10 protein-coding genes are annotated in these 23,891 nt (G+C 40.8%); 6 read left to right on the top strand and 4 right to left on the bottom strand.

The window, feature by feature from the left end:
• Positions 1–11: 11 nt before the first annotated feature.
• The 6 genes from trmD to NOX80_RS11835 all read left to right on the top strand — a co-directional run bounded on the left by trmD (position 12) and on the right by NOX80_RS11835 (position 6,833).
• On the top strand, positions 12–689 hold the full coding sequence (gene trmD, locus NOX80_RS11860; protein WP_256550001.1) for a tRNA (guanosine(37)-N1)-methyltransferase TrmD: 678 nt from the start codon (positions 12–14) through the stop codon (positions 687–689).
• 169 nt (positions 690–858) lie between these two features.
• The gene (gene rplS / locus NOX80_RS11855) at positions 859–1,212 is read left to right on the top strand and encodes a 50S ribosomal protein L19 (protein ID WP_256550000.1); all 354 of its coding nucleotides are present in this window, start codon (positions 859–861) and stop codon (positions 1,210–1,212) included.
• Between the two features lie 120 nt (positions 1,213–1,332).
• Positions 1,333–2,673, top strand: coding sequence for an IS1182 family transposase (locus NOX80_RS11850; protein WP_256549765.1), 1,341 nt, complete (start codon positions 1,333–1,335; stop codon positions 2,671–2,673).
• 328 nt (positions 2,674–3,001) lie between these two features.
• Positions 3,002–5,224 carry an NADP-dependent isocitrate dehydrogenase gene (locus NOX80_RS11845; RefSeq protein WP_256549999.1) on the top strand — a complete coding sequence of 741 codons (2,223 nt, stop codon included), beginning with the start codon at positions 3,002–3,004 and terminating at the stop codon, positions 5,222–5,224.
• A 230-nt stretch (positions 5,225–5,454) separates the two neighbouring features.
• Positions 5,455–6,006 (top strand): hypothetical protein, encoded by a 552-nt coding sequence (locus NOX80_RS11840; RefSeq protein ID WP_256549998.1) that lies wholly within the window; start codon positions 5,455–5,457, stop codon positions 6,004–6,006.
• Positions 6,007–6,041: 35 nt separating this feature from the next.
• On the top strand, positions 6,042–6,833 hold the full coding sequence (locus NOX80_RS11835; protein ID WP_256549997.1) for a polysaccharide deacetylase family protein: 792 nt from the start codon (positions 6,042–6,044) through the stop codon (positions 6,831–6,833).
• Positions 6,834–6,932: 99 nt separating this feature from the next.
• Here NOX80_RS11835 and NOX80_RS11830 read toward each other — a convergent pair whose 3' ends face one another.
• From NOX80_RS11830 to NOX80_RS11815, 4 genes are all read right to left on the bottom strand, one after another.
• Entirely contained in the window at positions 6,933–12,839 is a 5,907-nt protein-coding gene (locus NOX80_RS11830) for a T9SS type B sorting domain-containing protein (protein WP_256549996.1), read from the bottom strand.
• Between the two features lie 169 nt (positions 12,840–13,008).
• Entirely contained in the window at positions 13,009–14,874 is a 1,866-nt protein-coding gene (locus NOX80_RS11825) for an OmpA family protein (protein ID WP_256549995.1), read from the bottom strand.
• A gap of 15 nt (positions 14,875–14,889) precedes the next feature.
• Positions 14,890–15,825: a PorP/SprF family type IX secretion system membrane protein gene (locus tag NOX80_RS11820; protein WP_256549994.1), complete on the bottom strand. Its 936-nt coding sequence runs from the start codon at positions 15,823–15,825 to the stop codon at positions 14,890–14,892.
• A 65-nt stretch (positions 15,826–15,890) separates the two neighbouring features.
• Entirely contained in the window at positions 15,891–23,756 is a 7,866-nt protein-coding gene (locus NOX80_RS11815) for a choice-of-anchor J domain-containing protein (RefSeq protein ID WP_256549993.1), read from the bottom strand.
• Between the last annotated feature and the right edge of the window lie 135 nt (positions 23,757–23,891).

Below are 23,891 nucleotides of genomic sequence, written 5' to 3'. Positions count from 1 at the left end.
AATTTTGAATTATGCGTATTGATATTATCACCGTATTACCCGAGTTAATCAAAAGTCCGTTTGAAGCTTCAATCCTTAAAAGAGCCATCAGCAAAGGTTTGGTTGAAGTACATTTTCACAATCTTCGCGATTACAGTACCAACAAACATAAAAATGTAGATGACTATCAGTTCGGAGGTGGTGCCGGCATGGTAATGAGCATAGAACCAATTGATGCTTGTATTTCAAAATTAAAAAGCGAACGCGAATACGATGAAGTAATTTATATGACTCCGGATGGCGAAACATTAAACCAAAAAATGGCCAATTCGATGTCATTGTTAAAAAACATCATTATCCTGTGCGGTCATTATAAAGGAGTTGATCAAAGAGTACGCGATCATTTTATCACAAAAGAGATCTCCATCGGTGATTATGTATTGTCCGGAGGCGAACTTGGCGCTGCCGTTTTAGCCGATAGCATTATTCGGTTGATTCCCGGCGTACTAAGTAATGAAACATCAGCCTTAACCGATAGTTTTCAGGACAATTTATTATCGCCGCCTATCTATACCCGTCCGGCAGAATACAACGGATGGAAGGTACCTGACATTTTATTGAGCGGAAATTTTCCTGAAATCGAAAAATGGCGGGAGCAAAAAGCATATGAGCATACTTTAAATCGTCGTCCGGATTTACTGGAAGACTAATTATCAGACTGATAGGTATTTTTACCTGTTTTGATTAGAATAGCACTTTTTTAATCCAAAAACACTTGCAGGATATCGTAAAATCACTATCTTTGCGCCCATATTTGGACCAACCTCTGACGATATCCGTGAATGTTGTTCTGACTCAAAACAATTAACATTAACAATCATGTCAAATTTATTAAAATTTGTTCAAGACGAATTCGTAGCGAAAAAAGATTTCCCTGAATTCAACGCAGGTGATACTATCACTGTTTATTACGAAATTAAAGAGGGTGAAAAAACTAGAACGCAGTTCTTTAAAGGAGTTGTTATCCAAAAAAGAGGTGCTGGAGTAACTGAAACTTTCACTATCCGTAAAATGTCAGGTTCTGTAGGAGTTGAGCGTATCTTCCCTATCAACATGCCTGCTTTACAAAAAATTGAAGTGAACCAAAGAGGTAAAGTTCGTAGAGCTCGTATCTTCTACTTCAGAGAACTTACTGGTAAAAAAGCAAAAATCAAAGAAAAAAGAAGAAGATAATCTTATTTCGATGTTTTATAGAACAAGGGGCTGTCTCAAAAGTGAGGCAGCCTCAATTTTTTTATACAAATAAGGGAGCCCGAGAGCTCCCTATATTTTGCAAGTTTGTTAACTTGCGGTGTGTATAATAAATCAAAAGTAGTCTTTAAAGATTACAATCCCAAGCAAAATTTTCTACTTCCTCCGAGTTTAGAGGAGCTGATAGAACTCAACCATCCAGTAAGAACCGTTTCCGATGTGATTGACGGTCTTGATTTGGAATGCCTTATTAAGAATTACAAACCAGGCGGCACTTCCAGTTACCATCCCCGCATGCTTCTTAAAGTGTTGGTTTATGGTTATTTGTGCAATATTTTTTCCAGCCGCAGGCTTGAGGAAGCCTTGAAGCAGAATATCCATTTTATGTGGTTAAGCGGTATGAGCCGTCCTGACCATAATACTATAAACCGCTTTAGGAGTGAACGCCTTAAAGATGAGGTACGCAGCATCTTTACCCAGGTTGTATTGCTTTTAGAATCCCAGGGACATGTGAGCCTTAAAACTGTTTTTACCGATGGTACAAAAATAGAAGCCAATGCCAACCGGTACACTTTTGTATGGGGCAGATCCATCGAAAGGAATAAAAGGCGCATAGAAGAGCAGCTTCAGGACTTATGGGAGTATACGCAGCAAGTTGCCGCTACTGAATCTAAAGACAAGACAGAAGTTGAGTTTAAGGCTATTGACAAGGAAGCTGTTGAAAAGACTATTAAGAAGATTGACACCGCCCTTAAAGGCAAAAAGATATGCCCTAAAGTACGGCAGAAGCTTAACTATGCCCGTAAGAACTGGCCTGCAAACCTTGAGAAGTATGCTAAGCAAGAAGATATAATGGGTAAGCGAAACAGCTTTTGTAAGACCGATACTGATGCTACTTTTATGCGGATGAAAGAAGACCACATGAAGAACGGACAGTTAAAACCGGGATATAACTTACAGATAAGCACACACAACCAGTTCATTGTAAATTACTCTTTACACCCTAATCCCAATGATACAAGGACGCTACCCGAACATATAAAAATTTTTAAAGAACACTACAATAGACTACCTGAAGAACTTGTGGCTGATGCAGGTTATGGTTCGCAGGAAAACTACACATTACTTGATAATGAAGGTGTTGAAGCATATGTAAAATATAATCATTTTGACAAAGACACCAGAACAGGAATACCAAGTATCTCTTTATCTAATCCCGAAGTAGCCCAGTTAAGAACAAAAGCTTATAACCTGCTCGTAACCGACAGGGGAAAGGAACTCAGAAAGCAACGCTGTCATGATGTAGAAACCGTGTTTGCCCAGATAAAAAACAACAAAGGCTTCCGCAGGTATAATCTGCGTAGCAAAGCCAAGGCCGAAGTGGAAACGGCATTACTTGCTATGGCTCATAACCTCAAAAAATGCCCTGTTAGGACATCATAAAAGGGATAATTTTCTCTTTTTTGAAAAGTAGATGCTTTTACTGGCTAAAAGAGACATCAAAATAGCTAAATCAGAAAAAATAAATCAGAAGATTGTCGGCAATAAAAAAGGGGATGTCCTTTTGAGACAGCCCCTTTTTTTTTGCTAAAATTCACCAGTCGAAATTATCATTTTAGCATTTTTTAAACTTCAAATTAATAAAATCCTAATTCCACTGTTAACCTGCTTGCTGCAATCGCATTTTCTATTGATTTTCGTATCTTTGCTACGCTTTTTTAAAGCCCGACACTACTAACATTATTTCGATACGATTTAAAACATTCAAACGATGTCACAAAAACCAAAGATTATCTACACGATTACCGATGAGGCACCTATGCTGGCTACTCATTCTTTACTTCCAATCGTACAAGCATTTGCAGCTCCATCCGGAATTGAAATAGAGACCAGAGATATTTCTCTGGCCGGAAGAATTTTAGCAAACTTCCCGGAATTTTTAAAAGAAGATCAACGAATCAGCGATGATTTGACTGAACTAGGGAAACTAGCTACAACTCCGGAAGCTAATATTATTAAATTACCGAATATTTCGGCTTCTGTTCCGCAATTAAAAGCAGCAATCAAAGAATTACAATCTCACGGATTTGCTGTTCCGGATTACCCGGAAGAACCGAAAAATGATACTGAAAAAGACATTAAGGCTAAATATGCTAAAGTATTAGGATCTGCTGTAAACCCGGTATTACGAGAAGGAAACTCTGATCGTAGAGCGCCGAAAGCAGTGAAAAACTACGCAAAAGCAAATCCACATTCAATGGGTGCCTGGACTTCTGATTCTAAAACACACGTTGCCAGTATGGACCACGGTGATTTTTACGGAAGTGAGCAATCGGTTACTGTAACAGAAGCGACGGATGTTAAAATTGAATTCGTTGGTAATGACGGTTCTACTACTGTTTTAAAAGCCAGTACACCTTTAAAAGCAGGTGAAATCATCGACAGTTCTGTATTAAGTTTACAAGCTTTAAAAGAATACGTTTCCAAAGAAATTGAAGATGCAAGAGCAAACAACGTATTGTTATCCGTACACTTAAAAGCAACGATGATGAAGGTTTCCGATCCGATCATCTTCGGCGCTATTGTTGAAGTCTATTTTAAAGACGTATTCGAAAAATATGCGACTTTATTTAAAGAATTAAACATCGATACCCGTAACGGTTTAGGTGATGTATATGCTAAAATTGCCGGTCATCCGCAACAGGCTGAAGTAGAAGCTGCTATTCAGGATGCTTACAAAAAAGGACCTGCATTGGCAATGGTGAATTCAGATAAAGGAATCACTAATCTTCACGTTCCTTCTGATGTAATCGTAGATGCTTCGATGCCGGCGATGATCCGTACATCAGGACAAATGTGGAATGCTGAAGGAAAACAACAAGACACAAAAGCACTTATCCCGGACAGATGTTATTCCGGATTATATACTGCTACAATTGATTTTTGTAAAAAGAACGGTGCATTTGACCCTAAAACAATGGGAAGTGTTCCAAACGTAGGATTGATGGCGCAAAAAGCGGAAGAATACGGTTCTCACGACAAAACATTCCAGGCTACTGCTAACGGCGTTATTCGCGTTGTTGATACGAACGGAACCGTTTTAATGGAACAAAACGTAGCAACCGGTGACATTTTCAGAATGTGTCAAACCAAAGACGCTCCGATTCAGGATTGGGTTAAATTGGCAGTAAACAGAGCTAAAGCAAGTAATACACCTGCTGTATTCTGGTTAGATGAAAACAGAGCACATGACAGAGAAATAATCAAAAAAGTAAATACATACTTAAAAGAGTACGATACAACAGGATTAGACATTCAAATCCTTTCTCCGGTTGAAGCAACTCTTTTCTCATTAGAAAGAATCAAAAACGGATTGGATACGATTTCTGTAACCGGAAACGTATTACGTGATTACTTAACCGACCTATTCCCTATTTTAGAATTAGGTACATCGGCTAAAATGCTTTCTATCGTTCCGTTAATGAACGGTGGCGGATTGTTTGAAACCGGTGCGGGAGGATCTGCTCCTAAACACGTAGAACAATTCCTTGAAGAAGGTTATTTGCGTTGGGATTCACTGGGAGAATTCCTGGCTTTGGCTGTATCATTAGAGCATTTAGGAAATGTTTTCAACAGTGATAAAGCTTTGGTTCTTGCTGAAACATTAGATCAGGCTACTGAAAAATTCCTTGCTAATGACAAATCTCCTGCCCGTAAAGTAGGTCAGATTGATAACAGAGGATCCCATTTCTATTTAGCACTTTACTGGGCTGAAGCTTTGGCTGCTCAAACTAAAGATGCAGAACTTCAGGCTAAATTTGCTCCAATTGCAAAAGAGCTAAGTGAAAACGAAGCTAAAATTGATGCTGAATTGATCGGTTCTCAAGGTAAACCACAAAATATCGGTGGTTACTATCAGCCAACAGAATCGTTAACAGATCAGGCAATGCGTCCAAGTGAAACATTGAATACTATCTTATCGAAATTAGTGTAATCTTTCCTTGATTATATATCATGATAAAGGGGCTGTCTCAAAAATGAGACAGCCCCTCTTTTTTAAAAATATGTTAGGCTTATATTTTAAACAAAATACAAAAGTGACAGAAAATAATTTAAAAAACATCTTTGTACCCTAAAGGACTCTTCATTTATTCTTCATTTGCAATCAGTATATTTATTTCTTAATTTTAAGAATTACTATCACATTTAAACCATAATTGTATCATGGAAAGACTATTAAAAAAAGATTGCAGAAAAAACAGTACAAATAAAGTATTCAGAGTTGTTATTTTATTTCTGATTGTTTCTTTTAATATCAAATCTTTCGGACAGGAAAAGCCTGAAGATAAAATTGTATTGCCTATTGAAGTGAAAGCAGCTTTTGAAAAACGATATCCAAATGTTAAAGCTTCCTGGACAAGAGAATATAGAGGCTATAATGATGATCAGCTAAGGTATGAAGCCAAATTCAGAGGCAGTCAAGGAAATGATCTTGCTGTATTTGATAATCTGGGTAACCTGAAAGCATTTGAATCTAGTATTGCTTTGAGCCACCTTCCTCAAAAAGCAACTAATTACTTGAAAAAAGCACATTTGTTAAAGAAAGTTACCGAAGCGGTTAAGGTTACCGATATGGATATACAATCGTATTCCGATAACGATTTGAATATAAAATCTATGATTACGTATGAAGTTGGGGTTGTTAAAGAAAACCTGTTTTATGATCTGGTTTTTACCGATAAAGGAGAATTTATCAGAATGGTACAAAAGGATTAAATCTTTTAAAGCAGTAAAAGTAAATCATAGTATTCATGAAGCCGTTTATTTACAAATTCCTCTTGATTATCATCACGATAATTTTATCCGCATGCGAAAATAAGAAAGTATTATCTCAATCTGCCTCATCTGCAAAACCCTATAAAGCAGGTGTGGTTTTATCTTTTGACGATGCTTTTGTAGATGAATGGTTTGAAGCCGATCAGGCTTTAAAAAAATACGACTGGAAAGCCACTTTTTGTACTTGCAGGATTGATTCTATTGGGACACCCCAATTAAGCAAACTTCTTCAGATGCAGAAAAACGGACACGAAATAGCCGGACATGGCTATCATCATTTTAATGCCGTTAAGTATGTGGCAGCAAACGGAATCGACAATTATGTAAAAGCAGAGATAGACCCCATGCTCGCTTCGATGAAAAGGTTGTCTTTAAACGTAACCTCATTTGCCTATCCCTACGGTGAAAGATCTGAGGAACTCGATGAGACTTTGGCTCCAAAATTTAATATTATCAGAGGAAGGGCATTTTGTGGAGATGTTCCGGAAAAAGAAGGTTGTTATTTTAGAGATACAAAATATATGTATGCCTTTGATATCGATAATAACCATGTTCATTTTAGCATACCTTACCTTTTAGAGTTATTAGATTATGCCAAGGAAAAAAATAAGATACTTATTTTGTGCGGCCATAAACCGGTTAAGGAGTTAACGGATAATTATCAAATAAAAATTGAAACGCTAGAGTTTGTCTGTAAATACATAAAACAGAACAATATGAAGTTTTACACCTTATCCGATTTGGGTAACCTGATTATAAAGGAATAAAAAAGATTACTGCTGTATAAAACAAAAAAAGGCTGTCATTGACAGCTCTTTTTTGTTTTTTTAACCGGACAGGTTTCTAAAACCTGTCCGGTTAGCGTTTTATCGTTTTAACGAGAAGTGTGCTTTAAACTCTTTCACTTCTCCATTCTCCGTATAGTTCACTGTGAACCAGTAATCTGTTGATGGTAACGGTTGTCCGTTTAATGTTCCATCCCATCCGCTTACTCGTGATGGCTTGATCTGTTTCAATAGTTTGCCGTAACGGTCAAATATATAAATTTTTGCATTGACATCGTTTTCTAAATCACCAATATTCCAGAAATCATGGTAATTATCACCGTTTGGTGTGAAATAATGCGGATAGTTGATCACTGTTACATTTCTTACGATTGTGGCTGCACAACCTTTCATATCGTAAACCGTGATCGTATGTGTTCCTGAACTTACATTAGTAAACACCGGGCTAGACTGGATATCGCCTTCGTCTAACTGATACATGTACTCTCCGATTCCGATTGCCTGAACCGTAATCACCTGATTATCAGTAAACGCATTCGATACCGTATACGTTACCTCGGCCGGTTCGGATTGGGTGATTACTACTTCTGCCGGTAACGATACACAACCGGTTACTGTACTGGTTGCAATTACCGAATAAGTGCCCGCATGGTTTACTTCATACGTTGAACCTGTTGCTCCCGCTATCGGTTGTGGCGCTCCACTTGCATCATCCTCATACCATTGGAATGTATGTGTTGCTGCATCTAATCCACTGTCAATAATATGGGTATTCAGAACGTTTCCTGTCTCCTGATCAACACATACAAATCCTGCATTTGGTGTTGGCTCCGGTAATCGGAATACGGTAATATTAAAACGTATTTCTGCAGGACATCCGTATGCACTGTACGTATTTTTAACTACTGCAATGATCTCATGCGTCAGGTAATCCGTAATCGTATAAGCACCTGGTGTTCCAATTGGTGTGTCATTGGCTAAATCAGCATCTGATGCATAATATTTTACACTAAAGTTCGGATCCGCTGCTTGTACTGGACCTAAGATCGTAGCATCTAAACTGCTTAAATCGAAAGTTTCTGTTCCGTCATTCAAATCATCACATCGGGTAATATCCGGGATATCGGTTGCTTCTGATCCTCTTTCCACAAATAACCGGAAGCTGGTCGTGTTATAACAACCTGTAGCCGTATTCACTACACGTACATAAATCGTCTCACCGTTTACCGTACTTGGGTGGTTCGTTGCCAATGGCGCCGCTCCACTATCAGCATCCGCCTGAGTTGCATGGTACGTTACCGTATAACCTGCAGGACCTTGACCTGCTAAAGCTTCCGGGGTTTTCGTACTTAAATCAAATACTCCACTTCCCGTGAATGGAATCTGACACATATGGTAATCCGTTACAGGACCTGCCGCCGGTCTTGGATTCACAATCAATGGCTGTTCTACTACTAATGAACAACGGTCACGGTTATTAGCCGGGGCTGTAGTCACCCGGATCCAAACACTGGTTAGTGCGTTTCCGTTTCCATCAACATTCTGCCAGTTCGTTGGCGTTGCAATAGCATTGATTCCGGCTAATGCATCGGTCTGACTTGCATGGTACGTTAGAACATAGTTCGCATTATTACGGATATAGTTCGCATTTACCGTTACATCAAAAAACGTAATGCCATCGCCAGGATAATCATCATCACACAATACTAGTGGTGCCGGATCAAATTTCGGTTCCGGTAATGGGGTAACTCGGATTGTTAAGGTAACATAGCTGCTACATCCTGCTCCGCTTATCACTTCTACTAACAAAGTTTGTACTGTAGCTGTATTAGGGAAAGCTGTTGGATTGGTGATCAACGTTCCAGGGTTTGGCGGTAAAGCTGTATTGCTGTAATATTTGAACGTATAACCTGTTGCGCCTCCGGTGATCTGTGCCTCACGAATCGTTAAATCAAATATCTGACGTTGATCATTCGGTAATGCGTCATCACATAAAGTGATCTCATCCGGTTGCGTTAATTGTAGCGGACTGTTTACAATCAGCTTAAAGCTGCCGATAGTATAACATCCCGTAGCTTTATGCGTTACACGAACCCAGATCGTCTGACCGTTGGTGCCGATAAAGTTTCCGTTTGATACTATAAACGGAGTTCCGTTCTCTGCATTGGTCTGCGAAATATAATAGTTCACTTCATAATCTGTAGCTGCACCTGTTTGAGCTGCTAAAATTGTAGCCGTGTGTACCGTTAAATCAAACGTCGTCTGGTTGTCATGCGGATTAGAATCCGTATCACACTCATCTAAATCCAATAACGTTGGCATAATTGGCGCCGGTTCAACTCGTAACTGGAACGAGTAAACACTCTTACATCCCGTTACGTTATTAGTTGCCAATACCCATAAAGTCTGATTCCAAGGGTTGATGTTCTCATATGGCATGATCGTGATTGGGAACAAGCCGTTTTGAGCATTTTGTTGTGTTTCGTGGAAACTTACCGTTACATTGGTCTCACCACTTAACATATCAGTCACTAAATCATTCAAGTCAAAACTTCCGATTCCGTCATTGTTAGTTCCATCACAAACCGTAACCGGTGTTGTTGGCATGATCAATACCGGTAATGGCTCTACTCGTAAATCCATAGCCGTTACGGAGTAACAACCCGTAGCACTGTTAGTCACACGTACAAAAATCGTTTGTACCGTTGCAATCTCATTCACATATAATGTCGGTAATTCCGTACCTACTACATTAGCATGAGCTTGCGCCTCTGTTTTATAGAACTTAACTTCTAATCCTGTAGCCGTTCCGATGATCTCAGGAATCTTAGTCGATAAATCGAACTGCTCGTATAACGGCTGACCTGTGTAATCACACAAAGTATAAGCCGGTACCGGCATTGGAACTGATGGTAATGGGTTTACGATTAATTTTAATTCCTCAATATCAAAACACCCGGTTACGTTATTTTCAATTCTAACATAAATGATTTGCGGATTCGTCAGATTTGTATAACTAAATATAGTACCTATCGGGTCAGTTGCCGTTTGTGCATTCGCAAAGCTTTCATAATAACTAATAGTATGATCGGTAGCATTTAAAGCTCCTAATATCTCATTATTTTTTACACTAAGGTCAAATACGGTAATACCATCGGCTACGGCATCATCACAAACCATCAACGGTGTTGGTGCAGTCGCTCTCGGTGTTCGATTCACAATTAGTTGTAACATTACAATATTAGCGCAATCCGTCAAAGCATATCGTACTCTGACGTAAATTGTCTGTCCCCAGGGCTGAATATTACTATAAGGACTTGATAATGCGTTTAATCCCAATTGGGCATCTTCTATCGTTTCATGGAACGTAACCGTTACACCCGGTGGTAAGGTTCCACCTGTAATTTCCGGTATTACAGCATTAAGATCAAAGGTTCCGACACCATTATCACTCGGATCACAGTATTTTATCGGTTGTGGTGTAATAGCAACCGGTCCTTGTGTAATATTCAAATCCAAAGTTGTCGTAGCATAACATCCTGTAGCCGGATTTTTTACACGAACATAGATTGTCGTCGGACCGGATGTATACAACGCCGGCAACGGACTTAGACCTGAATCGGCATCAGCTTGCGTTAAATGATAACTTACTTCCATTCCCGTTACGCCACCGGTTACTAAAGTATTGTTTAGTGACAAATTAAATTCAGCCGTAGTGTTCGAACCGTTACTACAGGCATTCATTGGATTTAACGGAACAATTACCGGTTTCGGATTTACAATCAATTGAAAGGATCCTACAGCTTTACAACCGATACCATTACTCAGTTGATACCAGATTGTTTGCGGATTGCTCATATTCGGATAAGCTGTAACCGGGATAATCGGACTTGAACCGGAAAGCGCATTTGATTCACTTACAAAATAACGTACTATTACGCCGGTTTGTCCGTTGAGTAATTCTGCGTCTTTAATCGTCAAATCAAATAATTCTGTTCCGTCACCCGGAACACTTGTTTCACATACTATAAAAGGAGTAACATTCGGGTTAATCTGTGGAACAGGTGCTACATTTAATGTTAACGTGGTAAATGACGGACATTGATTGTTTGCTGAATTCACTACCCGAATATATAATGTCTGCGTATTCGGAGTGTTATTCGTGTATAAAGGTCCCTTTGGATTACTTCCGGAATCAGCTTCCGCCTGCGACTCATGGAAAGTCACTGTTAGTCCCGTATTTCCGCCTGTAATTTCATTGATTTTGGTTGTTAAATCAAAAACAGCTAAACCATTTCCGGTATCACACATCTGAAAAGATGTAGGCGTTGTAATAGTGGGAGCCGTAATTACTGTTATAGTATGACTGGTTGCCAAAGGTTGACTACAAGCCGGTGTATCTGCCGAAGTTACACTGATTAAAGTATAGGTTACGGAAGTGGTTAAAACCGGAGTCGTGATAGTTGCGGTTCCGGCAGCATCGAGCGTAATTGTTTCATCAGGTTGTCCGTTAGCCGAATAAGTTACTGTGGCATTTGGCGTACCATTTATCGTTAAAATTCCTGTTGTGTTTGAACAAGTTGAGGTCGTTCCTGTAATACTTGCCGTTGGTAACGGGTTAACCGTAATCGTAACAGAACCGGTAAGCTCTTGTGAACAAGCCGGTAATCCGGAAGTTGTTACCCGAACTAATTCGTAAATACCCGCTGTTCCCGCTGAAACAGTTGCTGTTCCCGCTGCATCCAGTAATAGCAGTTGGTTCGTCCCGTTATTAAAAGTATAAGTAACCGTGCTGTTTGGCGTTCCGTTAAAAGTAACCGAAGCCGTATCACCGGAGCAAATTGTAGTTGTTCCGGATATCGTTGCCGTTGGTAAAGGATTAACCGTTATTGTTACTGAAGTATTTAAGGGTTGCGAGCAAAGCATCACACCATTGTTATCCAGTATTTTTACCGATGTTAAAGTATAAGTAGTTGCAGCTGTCAGGTTATTCGTAATCGTAAGTGTTCCCGATCCATTCAAAAGACCGGTTAGTGTTGGTCCTCCGTTTACATTGTATTCTACAGTGGCATCCGGTGTTCCGGTAAACGTAATCGCTGCGGCATCACCGGAGCAGATTACCGAAGCAGCCGCCGTTAGCGAAGCCGTTGGAACGGGATATACCATAAGGTTAAACTGTGTAATAGTATAACATCCGGTCGTGTTATTCTTTACTGTCGCATATATCGTTTGCGGATTTGTCGTATTCGCGATAATACCCGGTAGCGGTGCTATTCCGTCATTAGCATTAGCCAATGTACCATAAAAGGACACTGTATTATTGGTCAGATCTGCATTGATCTGACTTCTGATTGAATTCAGGTCAAATAGTCCGATATTCGGTGTATTACTACACGTTTTATAATCGGGAACCGGATTCGCAGTCGGCGGCGGAGCAAAAGCACCTCCGTTATCTGTTGCTGTACCGATCCATTCCAGATCAAATCCACCGTCTCCAACCGGTCTGTCAATTGCGATATAGTACGACTGACCAGCCGTGACGGTTAACCATCTCACATAACTGTTCCCATTGGCACCGGGACCGGTTTGTGTTAATGTTGTACTGCCGTTCATTCCGGTATGATTATTTAACTGACCGGCTAATTGTGGGTTTGTGGTGGCACAACGAATCGGGCTTCCTAAAGCGGAACAGGTCCTGTTAGGACCGTACACCCAAAAATCGTAGTCTACCGTAATATTCGAATCGTGCGGAATGATATTAAATCCTAACGTTCCGGATTGAATCACATTAATTTTTAACCAGATCGAATTATGTTCGGCACCACCACATCCGGAGACTTCCTGAATAGCCCCAATGCCACTAGCGTTTGAACTGAATGTTCCGTTTCCGCAAACATTGATCGCATTGACACAATCGTTGGGTTGGTTCTGCGCCTGTAATGAGCCGTAAAATACGTAGGTTAATAATACAAATAATAGCTTCTTCATTTATCAGTATTTTATTGATGAGGAATAGCTAACCCCAAAAAGATGAGATTAGCTATTGTATAAGTCGATCGTGACAGCTCCCTTGAAAATCATATTATATCGTTTGTTAACTTCCAAAAAACCATGAGACTATTTATGATATCAATTTCCGTAGGGAGCCAATTCAGATCTATTTTTTAATGATTATAAATTCAGAGCGTCTGTTTTGTGCCTGTTGCTCTTCCGTACAATTAGTACAGTTGATTTTAGGTTCGGTATTTCCGAGTCCCTTACCGGAAATACGTTCTTTTTCAACTCCTTTAGAAATCAGATACTGTACTGTTGATTGTGCTCTTTGTTCCGATAATCTAAGGTTATAAGCTGCGCTACCTTTGGAATCGGTGTGGGATTTTACTAAAATCACCATTGTCGGGTGGTTTTTCATAACCGTAACCAATTTGTTTAGTTCATTTGCTCCCTGTTCTGTAATATTGCTTTTATCGAAATCAAAAAATACCGGATTTAACAATACTTCTTTATCGGTAATGATCACTTCAACTGGCGTTAATGGCGCTTCAACAATTACTTCTCCTGATTTTACTTTTTGTACCGGAAATGAGGCGGTTTCAAAATCCGGAGCAGTTACCTGAAATGTATAAGCCGTTTCACAATCCGTTTCATAGCGTACTTTACCTTCGGAACCGGTTTGTTTTGTTGCAATTGTATTTCCTTTTGCATCCAGAATCGCTACCGAAGCATTGGCTAATAGCGTACCTGTTTTTTTATTCGTTACGACGGCAATTGCTTCAGCGGAACAAATCGGAGTTGCGGTATAAATAGCATCCATCCCATTTCTGTTGGAAGCAAAAAAACCGATATTCTGACTTTTATTAAAACTAAAGGAAAAATCGTCTTTTTCCGTATTGACCGGTTTTCCTAAGTTTTGAGCCGGTTCTGTCGATTTTAAATCCACTTTAAAGATATCCAATCCACCGAATCCTTGTTTTCCGGAAGAAGCATAATACAAAATATCTTCCTCAGCAATAAACGGGAAATTCTCTTTTCCGGGCGTATTGACAGCAGGACCGAGATTTTCCGGCTTTCCGTATCCGCTAGCGGTAACACTCACTTTCCAGATGTCGGACTCTCCTATTCCACCCGGCATATTGGATGCGAAATAGAGTGTTTTTCCGTCTTTACTCAAACTTGGATTGGTTACCGAATAGGTTGTACTGTTAAATGGCAATGCTTCGATTTGCGACCATTTTCCATCCGTTTTTGTGGCTTTGTAAATTCCCTGCTGGCCAACTTTTACATTGTTTTTATTGCGTTCGTATTGTCCGGCGCTATGTCCGTCTCTTGCAAAATACATGGTATTTCCGTCGCTGCTAATTGTTACCGGTCCGTCATGGAAAGCAGTATTTAATTCGCTTACCGGTTTAGGTTCCGAAAAAGTACCGTCGCTGTTTCGGGTGGCCTCAAAGATATCCAGATACGGCTGATTTGCCCATTTATCCGTTCTTTTTGACGTGTTTCGTGTACTCACAAAATACAGCGTATTATCATTTGTCAGTACAGCTCCGAAGTCGCTCTGCTCTTTACTGTTGATATTGGTTGTTGCCACATCAAACATTTTAGAACGGTTTGTCAGACTTGGAATATAATTCGGATTGGCTTTGTGTTCCTTAGCCCGCGGATCGTTTGGCGTTAAAGACGCGAAAGTATCCATTTGCTTATTGGCTTCCTGATATTTCCCCATCGCTTTTAATGTCTGAGCATAACGATAATAGGTTTCAGCACTCGTTTTAGTTTGTGTTGCTTTGGCATACCATTTTGCTGCTTCTGCCATATTAAACACATTATAGTAACTGTCGGCCAATTGCGTATATACATAAGCATTCGCATTTTTACCTTCCGCCAGTTTCTGGTATTCAGCTATAGCTTCTACGTACTGGTAATTTTCAAATAATTTATCGGCCTTTTCCGTAAACTTGTCTTGTCCGTAACCGGTTGTTAAGAGCAATAACAGTCCTAATGTTATATATTGTTTTTTCATACTGTTGGGTTGAAATTAGAAATATCGAGGTGACAGCGATACTTTTTTGGAAAAGTTCAGGTCAAATAACAACATAAATTCGTGCGATGCCGGTGTTGTCACATTCAGATCAGAAACAATATGATCATATGCATATCCGATACGAAGTCCCGGTGTGATCGCATAATTAACCATTCCGCCAAAAGAATCATCCAATCGGTATGTTGCTCCTATTTCAAATTTGTTGAAAAACATAACATTCGCTGATAAATCCAATGAAGTAGGTGCACTAAAAGCCGATTTCATCATAAAGGACGGTTTAAATTTGGTGTTTTCCGATAGGTTAAATACATATCCTCCTGTCAGGAAATAATGTTGTACATCACTTCCGAAATTATATTCCTGTCCGTTTTGCGTAACGTCCAAATGCGTTTTCTTTAACAGATTCGGAACGGAAAAGGCCAGATAGTATTTTTGCGTGTAATAGAAAAATCCGGTTCCGACATTAAAATAGGTGTTGTTTGTATCTTCTTTAAAAGCCACATCACCCGGATGCGGTACAAATCCGTTACCGATTTCGGAAAACAGCCCGATTTTCTGAAAGGTAGCTCCTGCTTTTAATCCTAAAGCCAGACGATGTTCGCCCCCTAAATTTAGCGTATAGGAAAAGTCCGCATAAACATTATTCTCTTCAACCGGGCCGATTTTATCCGAAACTGCCGAAATCCCCAGCCCTACATTTTTCCCTACCGGGCTGTGAAGCGACAAAGTAGCCGTTTTGGGTGCACCTTCAATATCCACCCATTGCTGGCGGTATAAAATCCCTCCGGATAAGCTTTCTTTCGAACCGGCATAAGCGGGATTCATCACATTCATGTTATACATGTATTGTGTATAATGCGGATCCTGTTGTGCGTTAACGTCCAGCGCGAACATAGCCACTAACAGGGATGCAAAATATATTTTTTTCATATTTACTGTTCTTTGAAAAATACAGCCTGTCTGAAATCAAACAGGCTGTATACCTGATTATTTGGTTACTGTTCTCTGTTTATATAAACCCAACCTGTGGCTTTTGTTCCGTTCTCTTTTACAAGTGCGTAAAAATAGGTTCCGTCCGGTAATTCGGTACCGTTGTTTGACGTTCCATGCCATTGGTTAGTATAATTTCCGCTGAATTTGTACACTTCTGTACCATAGCGGTTAAAGATCGATAATTCCCGTACTCCCATTCCGGTTAGATCAAAAGTATCATTCGAACCGTCATTATTCGGTGAAATACCTTTTGGTATCTTACGACAAGGGTTGCTTGTAATAGGAAGTGCTGCCGATCCTGTACAAGTACCGGAAGTAACCGTAACGGTAAAGGTTAGCGGTAAAGCAGCTGTCGGGTTTTGTGCTATATACTGATCAACATTGAATGTAGCGTCATTGGTGCCTACAGTTATGTTATTCTGATCTTTCCAGCTATAGGATACTGTTGCCGGATTATAGGATCCGTTTACAGGTACGGCATGTAGTACTAATGTTTCGTTTTCACATCCGCTTTCAACAACAACTGCAATCGACGGTGTAATTACGATATCAAAACTATCTTGTCCGCCTGTATTACACGTAGCGGCATCAGCCTGAACGATATAAGTGATCGTATAACTTCCCGGTGTACTCGCTCCGATATTGATTTCCCCGGTAGTTGTATTTAAACTTAATCCCGGTGCAGATCCAAATGTTCCGCCCTGCGTAAAGCCGGTAGCTGTTTGCGGTAAGGCATTCGGGCTATCCGGGCAATATACCGGATCATAACTGAAAATCGTAACCGGATTAACTCCTGAAGTCAATACTATAGAAGCTTCATAATGTCCGGCATCCGTACAATTGGTTGTATTGGCGGCAATATCATAAGCAATTGTATGTGTTCCTGCTGTTGCTCCTGTTAAATCGATAACACCTGTAGTGGCATTTACCGTTAATGAAGCAGAACTAAACGTACCACCTGTGGTAAATCCGCCGGCCAGTGTCGGCACCGGACTTGTTGTTGCATTCACACAAACCGAATCATAACTAAATGTTACGGTTGGCGCTGCTAATGGAGTCACAGTTATCGTTATAAAATCGGATAGCGTCTGACTACAAGCTAACGATCCCGAAGCGGTTACTGTTATAATGGTATAAACTCCTCCGGTTCCGGTAACAATCGTTGCCTGACCGTTTGCGTCCAATGTTATTGTTTGTGGTGTTCCGTTATCAATAGTATAAGTCACCACTGCATTTGGTGTACCTGTAAAACTAATGGTAGTGGTGTTACCGGCACAGATTGTCGCATTTCCTGAAATTGTTGCTGTTGGTAACGGATTGATCGTAATTGTCGCTGATCCGGTTACTGTTGCTGTACAGGAAGAAGTTGCAGCTGCTACACTTACCAATTCATAAACGGTATCAGCTGTTAAGGCCGAAGTCGTTACTGAAGCCGTTCCGTTGGTATCCAATGTTACCGTTTGATTGGTTCCGCCATCTACAGTATAGGTAATCACTGCATTCGGTGTACCGTTAAAAGTGATTGTTGCGGTATCACCCGAGCAGATTACAGTTGTTCCTGAAATCGTAGCCGTTGGTAACGCCATGACATTTACCGTAATTGAATCGGTCAGGTTTTGCGAACAAGTATTTGTATCACTTACACTCACTAAAGTATAAACACTATTCGTTGTTAGTGTCGGCGTTGTTACTGAAGCCGTTCCGTTGGCATCTAATGTTACCGTCTGATTGGTTCCCCCATCAATAGTATACGTAACCACTGCATTCGGTGTACCGTTAAATACTACAGTAGCTACAGATCCGGAACAAATCGGTGCCGGAGCTGTTACCGTTGCTGTCGGTAATGCATTCACCTGAACAACGATTTCCTCTTTTGGTCCCTGACATCCGTTTCCGTCGGTCAGACTTACATAATACGATGTGTTTCCTACCGTTGTTGTAACAGGTGTCGGTGCCGTAGCACTTCCTGTTCCGGTCGGATCTGTAAACCATAATAAGGTATAATTTGCCGGAGCGGTTGCCGTTAATGGCACTGCCGTTGCATTTTGGCAATATACTACCGGTGACGTAACTGTTGGTGTATCCGTAATCCCTTCGTAAGTAATCACAACTGATTTTTCACAGTAACGTGTTCTCCAGTAAAACGTATAAACACCCGGTGTTGTAAATCCGGTAATTGTGGTTGTTTTCACATTCGGTGTTGTAATTACGGTAGCACCCGGATTATTGGCTGCTGCCGACCATTGTCCTACTCCTTCTGCTTCAACTGTTGTGCTGTTTTGGCTACAGTTTAAAGTATGAGCGGTTGTTTTTACATCGTTATTTGCTTTAAAGTTGGCCGCATCCAACATATTCCCGATGATATTCTCTTTTGATCTAAAGATAAAACGAGTTACATTCTGTCCTGTAGGAACGGTATAACTTCCTTCATGTAAATTCCATGTTGAACCTTGAGCGAATACTTCCGTTACCAATGTAAACGGTCCCGCCGGCGGTCCTGCATATAATTGTACTGAACTTCCGTTTGTTGCTCTGGCGGCATGCGCAAAGCTATAGTTCATCTGTGTAATTTCTGAAGTATCAAATTCTTTATACAATCCTTTGATATTCGGATCATTCGGATTCCAGTCTTCTTCCGGATCGGATAATAACTGAAGACACTGTCCGCCGGAATAAGGCGAAGAATTGATTGCATTTAGTGCTTCTGAGAAGAACATCGCATCCCAGGTATCCAGATTTACGCGCCATCCCGGAACCACATATTGCGTACTAATGGTATAAATTCCCGTTACGGTTTGCATCGGCGGATGCTCGAAATCATAGTTAACGGCATTTACATTACATAAATCAGCCGGTGTTTTAATACACATGTTGAATTTTCGTGTACTGGCTACCGTACTATTTAGTGTTAAACGTACTTTATACGTTTCGCCAACTACTAATTCAGAAGAATACATCGCTGTAATCGTATTGTTGTTACTACATGCTTTTTCTTCCAATACCCCGCCTGCTCCGACTTTATACAAAGTCATCATCATATTCGGGTACGGTTCATCTCCGGAAGAGATATAGAAGTTTCCGGTAAATCCGTTGGCTTCGATAATATGAATTCTTGAAGTCGCTACAAATTCGAACCAGATATCACCTCCGTTAATTCCGCCGCAAGTCATTGGTACCGATGAAGGTGTTGCACCGGAGAACGTAACGTTTGATATTGAATTGTTGCATTCTTCATTTTGATTTACCGGCACTACAATAGCAGTAGACGGCTCGTCATTTCGAACAAATACTTTTGGCCCGGACCAGAAACTGTTACTGCTTCCGCTACAAACTGCTCTTACAAAATATTCGTAAGTTGCCGCTGTCTGAGAATCGAAATCCGATGGCTGCGGTGTATAGGATGGCGTATTTACTATTGTTCCCGACTGTGGTAATGTTCCGTTTCCAACCGGTTGAATAAATACTTCCCATTGTGTTTCCGATCCGCCCGGAGTCCATGAAAAGACAGACTGTGCGTTAACCTGTAAATTTGTCGGTTGCGGACAAGCAATGGTTCCGCAAGTGGATATTCCGGTATACAGCACCGTTCTTGGCGTCCCTAATCCCAGCGGACTGGTCCATACCACATCTCCGTTTGCATTTTTCACCTCAACCTGGGCATTCGGATATTGTCCCGGTGCTGTTCCGATAGAATCCCAGAATAAAGAATATTCTACTCCGGTACATAATAATAAGGTGTATTCCGCCGGTGGCGGTACCTGATTAAACGGTCCTGTAGGAAATGCCAGTGTTTGTACCACTACTCCGTTCTGAATCACATCAATACCTCCGCCAACGCCCCACGAGCTTCCGCTGGTCAGGCTAATCGTATATTCACAAAGGTTTTCAAAACTACATCTTGTCGTAAATACAAACGGCCCGATCCATTCGCTATTTCCGGAAGCGCCACAAAGCGAGCGGATATAGTATTGGTATTTTGTAGCCGGAATTAATCCGCTTACCGTATAAGGGTTATTGTTTGCCGTGTGTAAATATTGCGGTTGCGTATTGCCTACCGGTGCCGGTGTTCCGAAAGGCTGAACCGAAATTTCCCATGGTGATGTCGTTCCGTTTGCATCCCAACTGATTTGTACTTCGGTATCGGTCAGGTTGGAAGCAATAGCGTTCGAAGGTTGCGGACAAGCCGGAATATTTTCGATTACTACATTATCAATAAAAAGTAGCTGACCTCTATAGGATCCGGTACTTTGGTAAAACGGTACATGGAATGCAATATTAATATTCCCGGTTACTCCCGCAGGAAGGTTAATAATTTTTTCCTTATACTCCATATTGTTAATCAACACCGGATCGGTAGAAGAGTCGTACAATGTTGTTGTAAACTGATCCAACGCAATACCGTTAGTTGATAATTTTATTTTTAAATCTTCGGTAAAGAAACTGTCATTTACACGGTAGTAATAACGTAAACGCTGATTAGCAGTAACATTAATTGTTGGTGAAATCAGCCAGTCATCATTTTCTCCGTTACTTCCTGTAAACATTCCTGCCATCTGATTTCCTTCATACGGATTCACTGTCACGTTAAGGTTCCAGGCATTGGAATCATTATTACTGTTTACGATTCTCCAACAGTTTTCGGAAGTAGAATCGCTATTAAATGTTTCTACAAATGGGGTATTAAAAGGCGTACACAGTGTTCGGAAAGTAAACGGCCCGATCCAGTCACTAAATGCCGATCCACAGGCAGCTCTCACATAATATTCATAAACCGTATCCGGTAATAAATCATTTGGTGTATGCGTCGCATTTGGCGTAACCGGAGTTCCGGAGCCTGTTGGTGTTCCCGTTCCTGCCAACTGTACTTTTACTTCCCATGCTGTTTCGGCATAACCCGGAGTCCAGGATAAAACTGCTGCGTTTTGTGTAATACCCGCTGCTGCTAAATCAGACGGATTCGGACAAGCCGGAGCATCGACAATCAATACATCATCCAGATTTAATGTCGAAGCTGTTCCCGGTGCTACTAATTCCGGTGGTACTCTAAAAGCGATATATACCGTTCCCGTACCGGTGAAATACAACGATTTCTCCTGATAGGTTGTATTGGTAAATTCCATTAACGGAGCAATTTCCGTAAAACTGGCCGGATTGGTATCGGTCGTTGAGATCAATACCTGAATACCATGTCTCGGGTTGGGTGTAAACGGTGTTAATAAAGCGCGGTATTTAAACGTCAGCTTTTTGTTACCTACTGCGTGAATTGCAGGCGTAATCAACCAGTCGTCAAATGAGTTCGGCCCCATAAAACCACGTTGAATACGGGCTTCCGTTGCTCCCATTGTCCATTGAGCGCCATCACCATTTGCATTATTGGTGGTCCAACAGAATTTTTTGGTTGTCGGATCCGTATCGTTAAAGCTCTCCGAAAAAGGTGTCGGGAACGTAATACAAGCCGTTGTAAAATCAAAGGGTCCTACCCAGTTACTCTGTTGTGTAGCCGAACAATAAGCTCTTACATAATACTCATAATGTGTAGCCGGATTCAGGTTGGTTGCCAAATACGGATTACTGTTTACCAGTGTCCCTGTTCCGGTTGGTACTCCGGTTCCGTATGGCTGAATTGCTACTTGCCATTGTGTTTCGGTATCACCGTTAACCCAGGATAATGAAGCCTGATCTTCGGTTACGTTTTGGGCAACCGGACTTAACGGATCCGGACAAGCCGGTTTGTCTTCAATAAAGACATCATCAATAGAGATTCGCGTTGCCGTATGTGCTGTCGCCGGACTAACGACCCATGCAATATTAATCGGTCCTGTAATGGATGTCGGAATATTGATAATTTTCTCTACCCAGGTTGTATTCGTGATCGGTGTATCGGGCATTAGCTCGATTGTAAAGTTTTGCGCTCCGATACCCGTTGTTGAGATACGAATCGCATAACTTGATACTCCGCCAACAACCTGATGTTTAAAACGTAATCTTTTTGGTGTTCCGCTCACATTTACCTGTGGGGAAACAAAGATATCGTTGTTATAATTCTGATACGTATTGGTCAGCATAGTTGCATAACCACCAAGATACGACCAGGTTAAACCGTCGTTATTTACATCCACGGCAGTCCAACAAGGTGCTGAAACCGTAGCAGAAGTTCCGGTAAACTGAGTCGAATACGGTGTATTAAAAACTGTACATTGTGTTGTAAATTTATACGGAAGACTCCAGTTTCCGGGAACGCTGCCACAAACGGAACGCACATATAAATCGTATGTTGTTCCCGGTGCTAATCCTGTATTAATTACATTATCAACGTTAGTTGTTGTAGCCGTTCCTGCACCTGTAGGCGCTCCTGATCCGGTTGGTACGGCTTTATATTCCCATGCAGTAGCAAATCCGCCTACGTTATCCCAAGAAAACGATACACTATTTTGCAACAGATTTTTATATGTGAATGTAGCCGGAGCCGGACAAGTTGAACTTTCTACTTTCAGATTGAAACAGATACTTGCCGATGGTGCCAAATTCGATGAAACCACAATCACATAAGTCTGTCCTGCCTGTACATAAAGATTGGAAATTCTTTTCGGTACATTCGCTGTTGCGGTGTTCATCCCGGCAATACAGGATACACCTACATCTGCACAACTCTGATACACAAAAACTCCGGTTGAGTTATTAAAACATCCTGTTCCGCCTAATGTGGTCTGAGTTATTGTAATTAAACCAGTTGTTGTTGGTGTATAGGTCAGAAACGCTTTGGCACCGCTCAAATAATTATTTGTAATTGCCGGCGATAAACATCCGCTTCCATGTGTTGCGTACGTTACGGCCGGATTCTGATATTGATTCAGGTTTGCAGACAAAGTGTAAGCCTGCGTTGTGACATCCGGAATTACGATCGGTTCACTACACGACAATCCTAAGATACCGGTTTTAAATGTAAAAGGACCTGCCCATTCACTTTGTGGCACAGTTCCGGTACAATTTGTCCGGATATAAACATCATAAAACGAATTGGCAACTAAAGAGGAAGCCGAATAGGAATTGGTTGTCGGAGTTCCGTTTGCAGCCGGTGTTGTTCCCTGTGGCACAACCTGAATTTCAAACGAGTTGGATGACGGATGCGTCCACGATAAATTAGCCGTATGTGCTGTTATGTTGCTCGCCGTAAAATTGGGTTGTTGTACCTTTAAACAGGATTCTACAACCCTAACATTATCTACAAACCAGGCATCACCGGTTGGCGTGGCACCTGTTTGTGTATTAATAGCCACAAAAGCAATATAAATCTCTAATCCTACCGGAATATTATCCGGAATAGCCACGACTTTTTCTTCGTAAGTTGTAGGAGATCCGGTATTCAAATCCGCTTCGGTCCATGATTTCAAGACTACCGAAAAACCATTGATGTCCGGTTGACTAGCTGTAGAAAGCCGAATCTGGTAAATTGTACCGTTGTTTGTTGCACTTCCCTGTTTGGTAAAGAAGCGCAATTCACCGTTGGCCGGTACCGGTACCAAAGGTGTGACCAGGAAATACTGAGCTGTATTTCCCGCACCGATGTTTTCAGAAGCCGGATTGATATAAGCCGCATTACCTCCTAAATAACCATCGTTGGAAATACCCCAACTTGAAGTTCCGACAGTGTTTTGAAACAATGTCCAGGAGGTGGGGATTCCTCCTTCAAAATTTTCGGTAGTCAGCTGACTATAACCCGAAATTGAAAATAAAAGGACAAGAAACGTCAGTATCTTACCTTTTATTTTTTTGTGCAATAAACATTCTGGAAAACCGGAAAGGAAATCCAGAAAGCCAATCCACAAAAAACCTTGAGTAGTTAATTGTAATTTTCTTTGCATTTTCATTACTTGATCAGTTAATAGTTTTGCAATAAAAATAATTACATGAATCCTACTATAATAGGTATAGGCTTTATGGTTTCCGGAATTTCAAAAGAGAAAAAAGGAGTTTAAACAACTAATAAGCAATCAGTTAAAATA

Source organism: Flavobacterium cerinum, from assembly GCF_024496085.1.
Taxonomy (GTDB): Bacteria; Bacteroidota; Bacteroidia; order Flavobacteriales; family Flavobacteriaceae; genus Flavobacterium; species Flavobacterium cerinum_A.
Note: the sequence above shows the minus strand (reverse complement) of the source record. Positions and strands in the feature narration are given on the sequence as shown.

Excerpts from the sequence above, each read along its gene's own strand:
- NOX80_RS11840 (WP_256549998.1), top strand. The coding sequence starts at position 5,455 with ATGGAAAGACTATTAAAAAAAGATTGCAGAAAAAACAGTACAAATAAA.
- NOX80_RS11845 (WP_256549999.1), top strand. The coding sequence starts at position 3,002 with ATGTCACAAAAACCAAAGATTATCTACACGATTACCGATGAGGCACCT.
- NOX80_RS11830 (WP_256549996.1), bottom strand. The coding sequence starts at position 12,839 with ATGAAGAAGCTATTATTTGTATTATTAACCTACGTATTTTACGGCTCA.
- NOX80_RS11820 (WP_256549994.1), bottom strand. The coding sequence starts at position 15,825 with ATGAAAAAAATATATTTTGCATCCCTGTTAGTGGCTATGTTCGCGCTG.
- NOX80_RS11815 (WP_256549993.1), bottom strand. The coding sequence starts at position 23,756 with ATGAAAATGCAAAGAAAATTACAATTAACTACTCAAGGTTTTTTGTGG.
- rplS (WP_256550000.1), top strand. The coding sequence starts at position 859 with ATGTCAAATTTATTAAAATTTGTTCAAGACGAATTCGTAGCGAAAAAA.
- NOX80_RS11835 (WP_256549997.1), top strand. The coding sequence starts at position 6,042 with ATGAAGCCGTTTATTTACAAATTCCTCTTGATTATCATCACGATAATT.
- NOX80_RS11825 (WP_256549995.1), bottom strand. The coding sequence starts at position 14,874 with ATGAAAAAACAATATATAACATTAGGACTGTTATTGCTCTTAACAACC.
- trmD (WP_256550001.1), top strand. The coding sequence starts at position 12 with ATGCGTATTGATATTATCACCGTATTACCCGAGTTAATCAAAAGTCCG.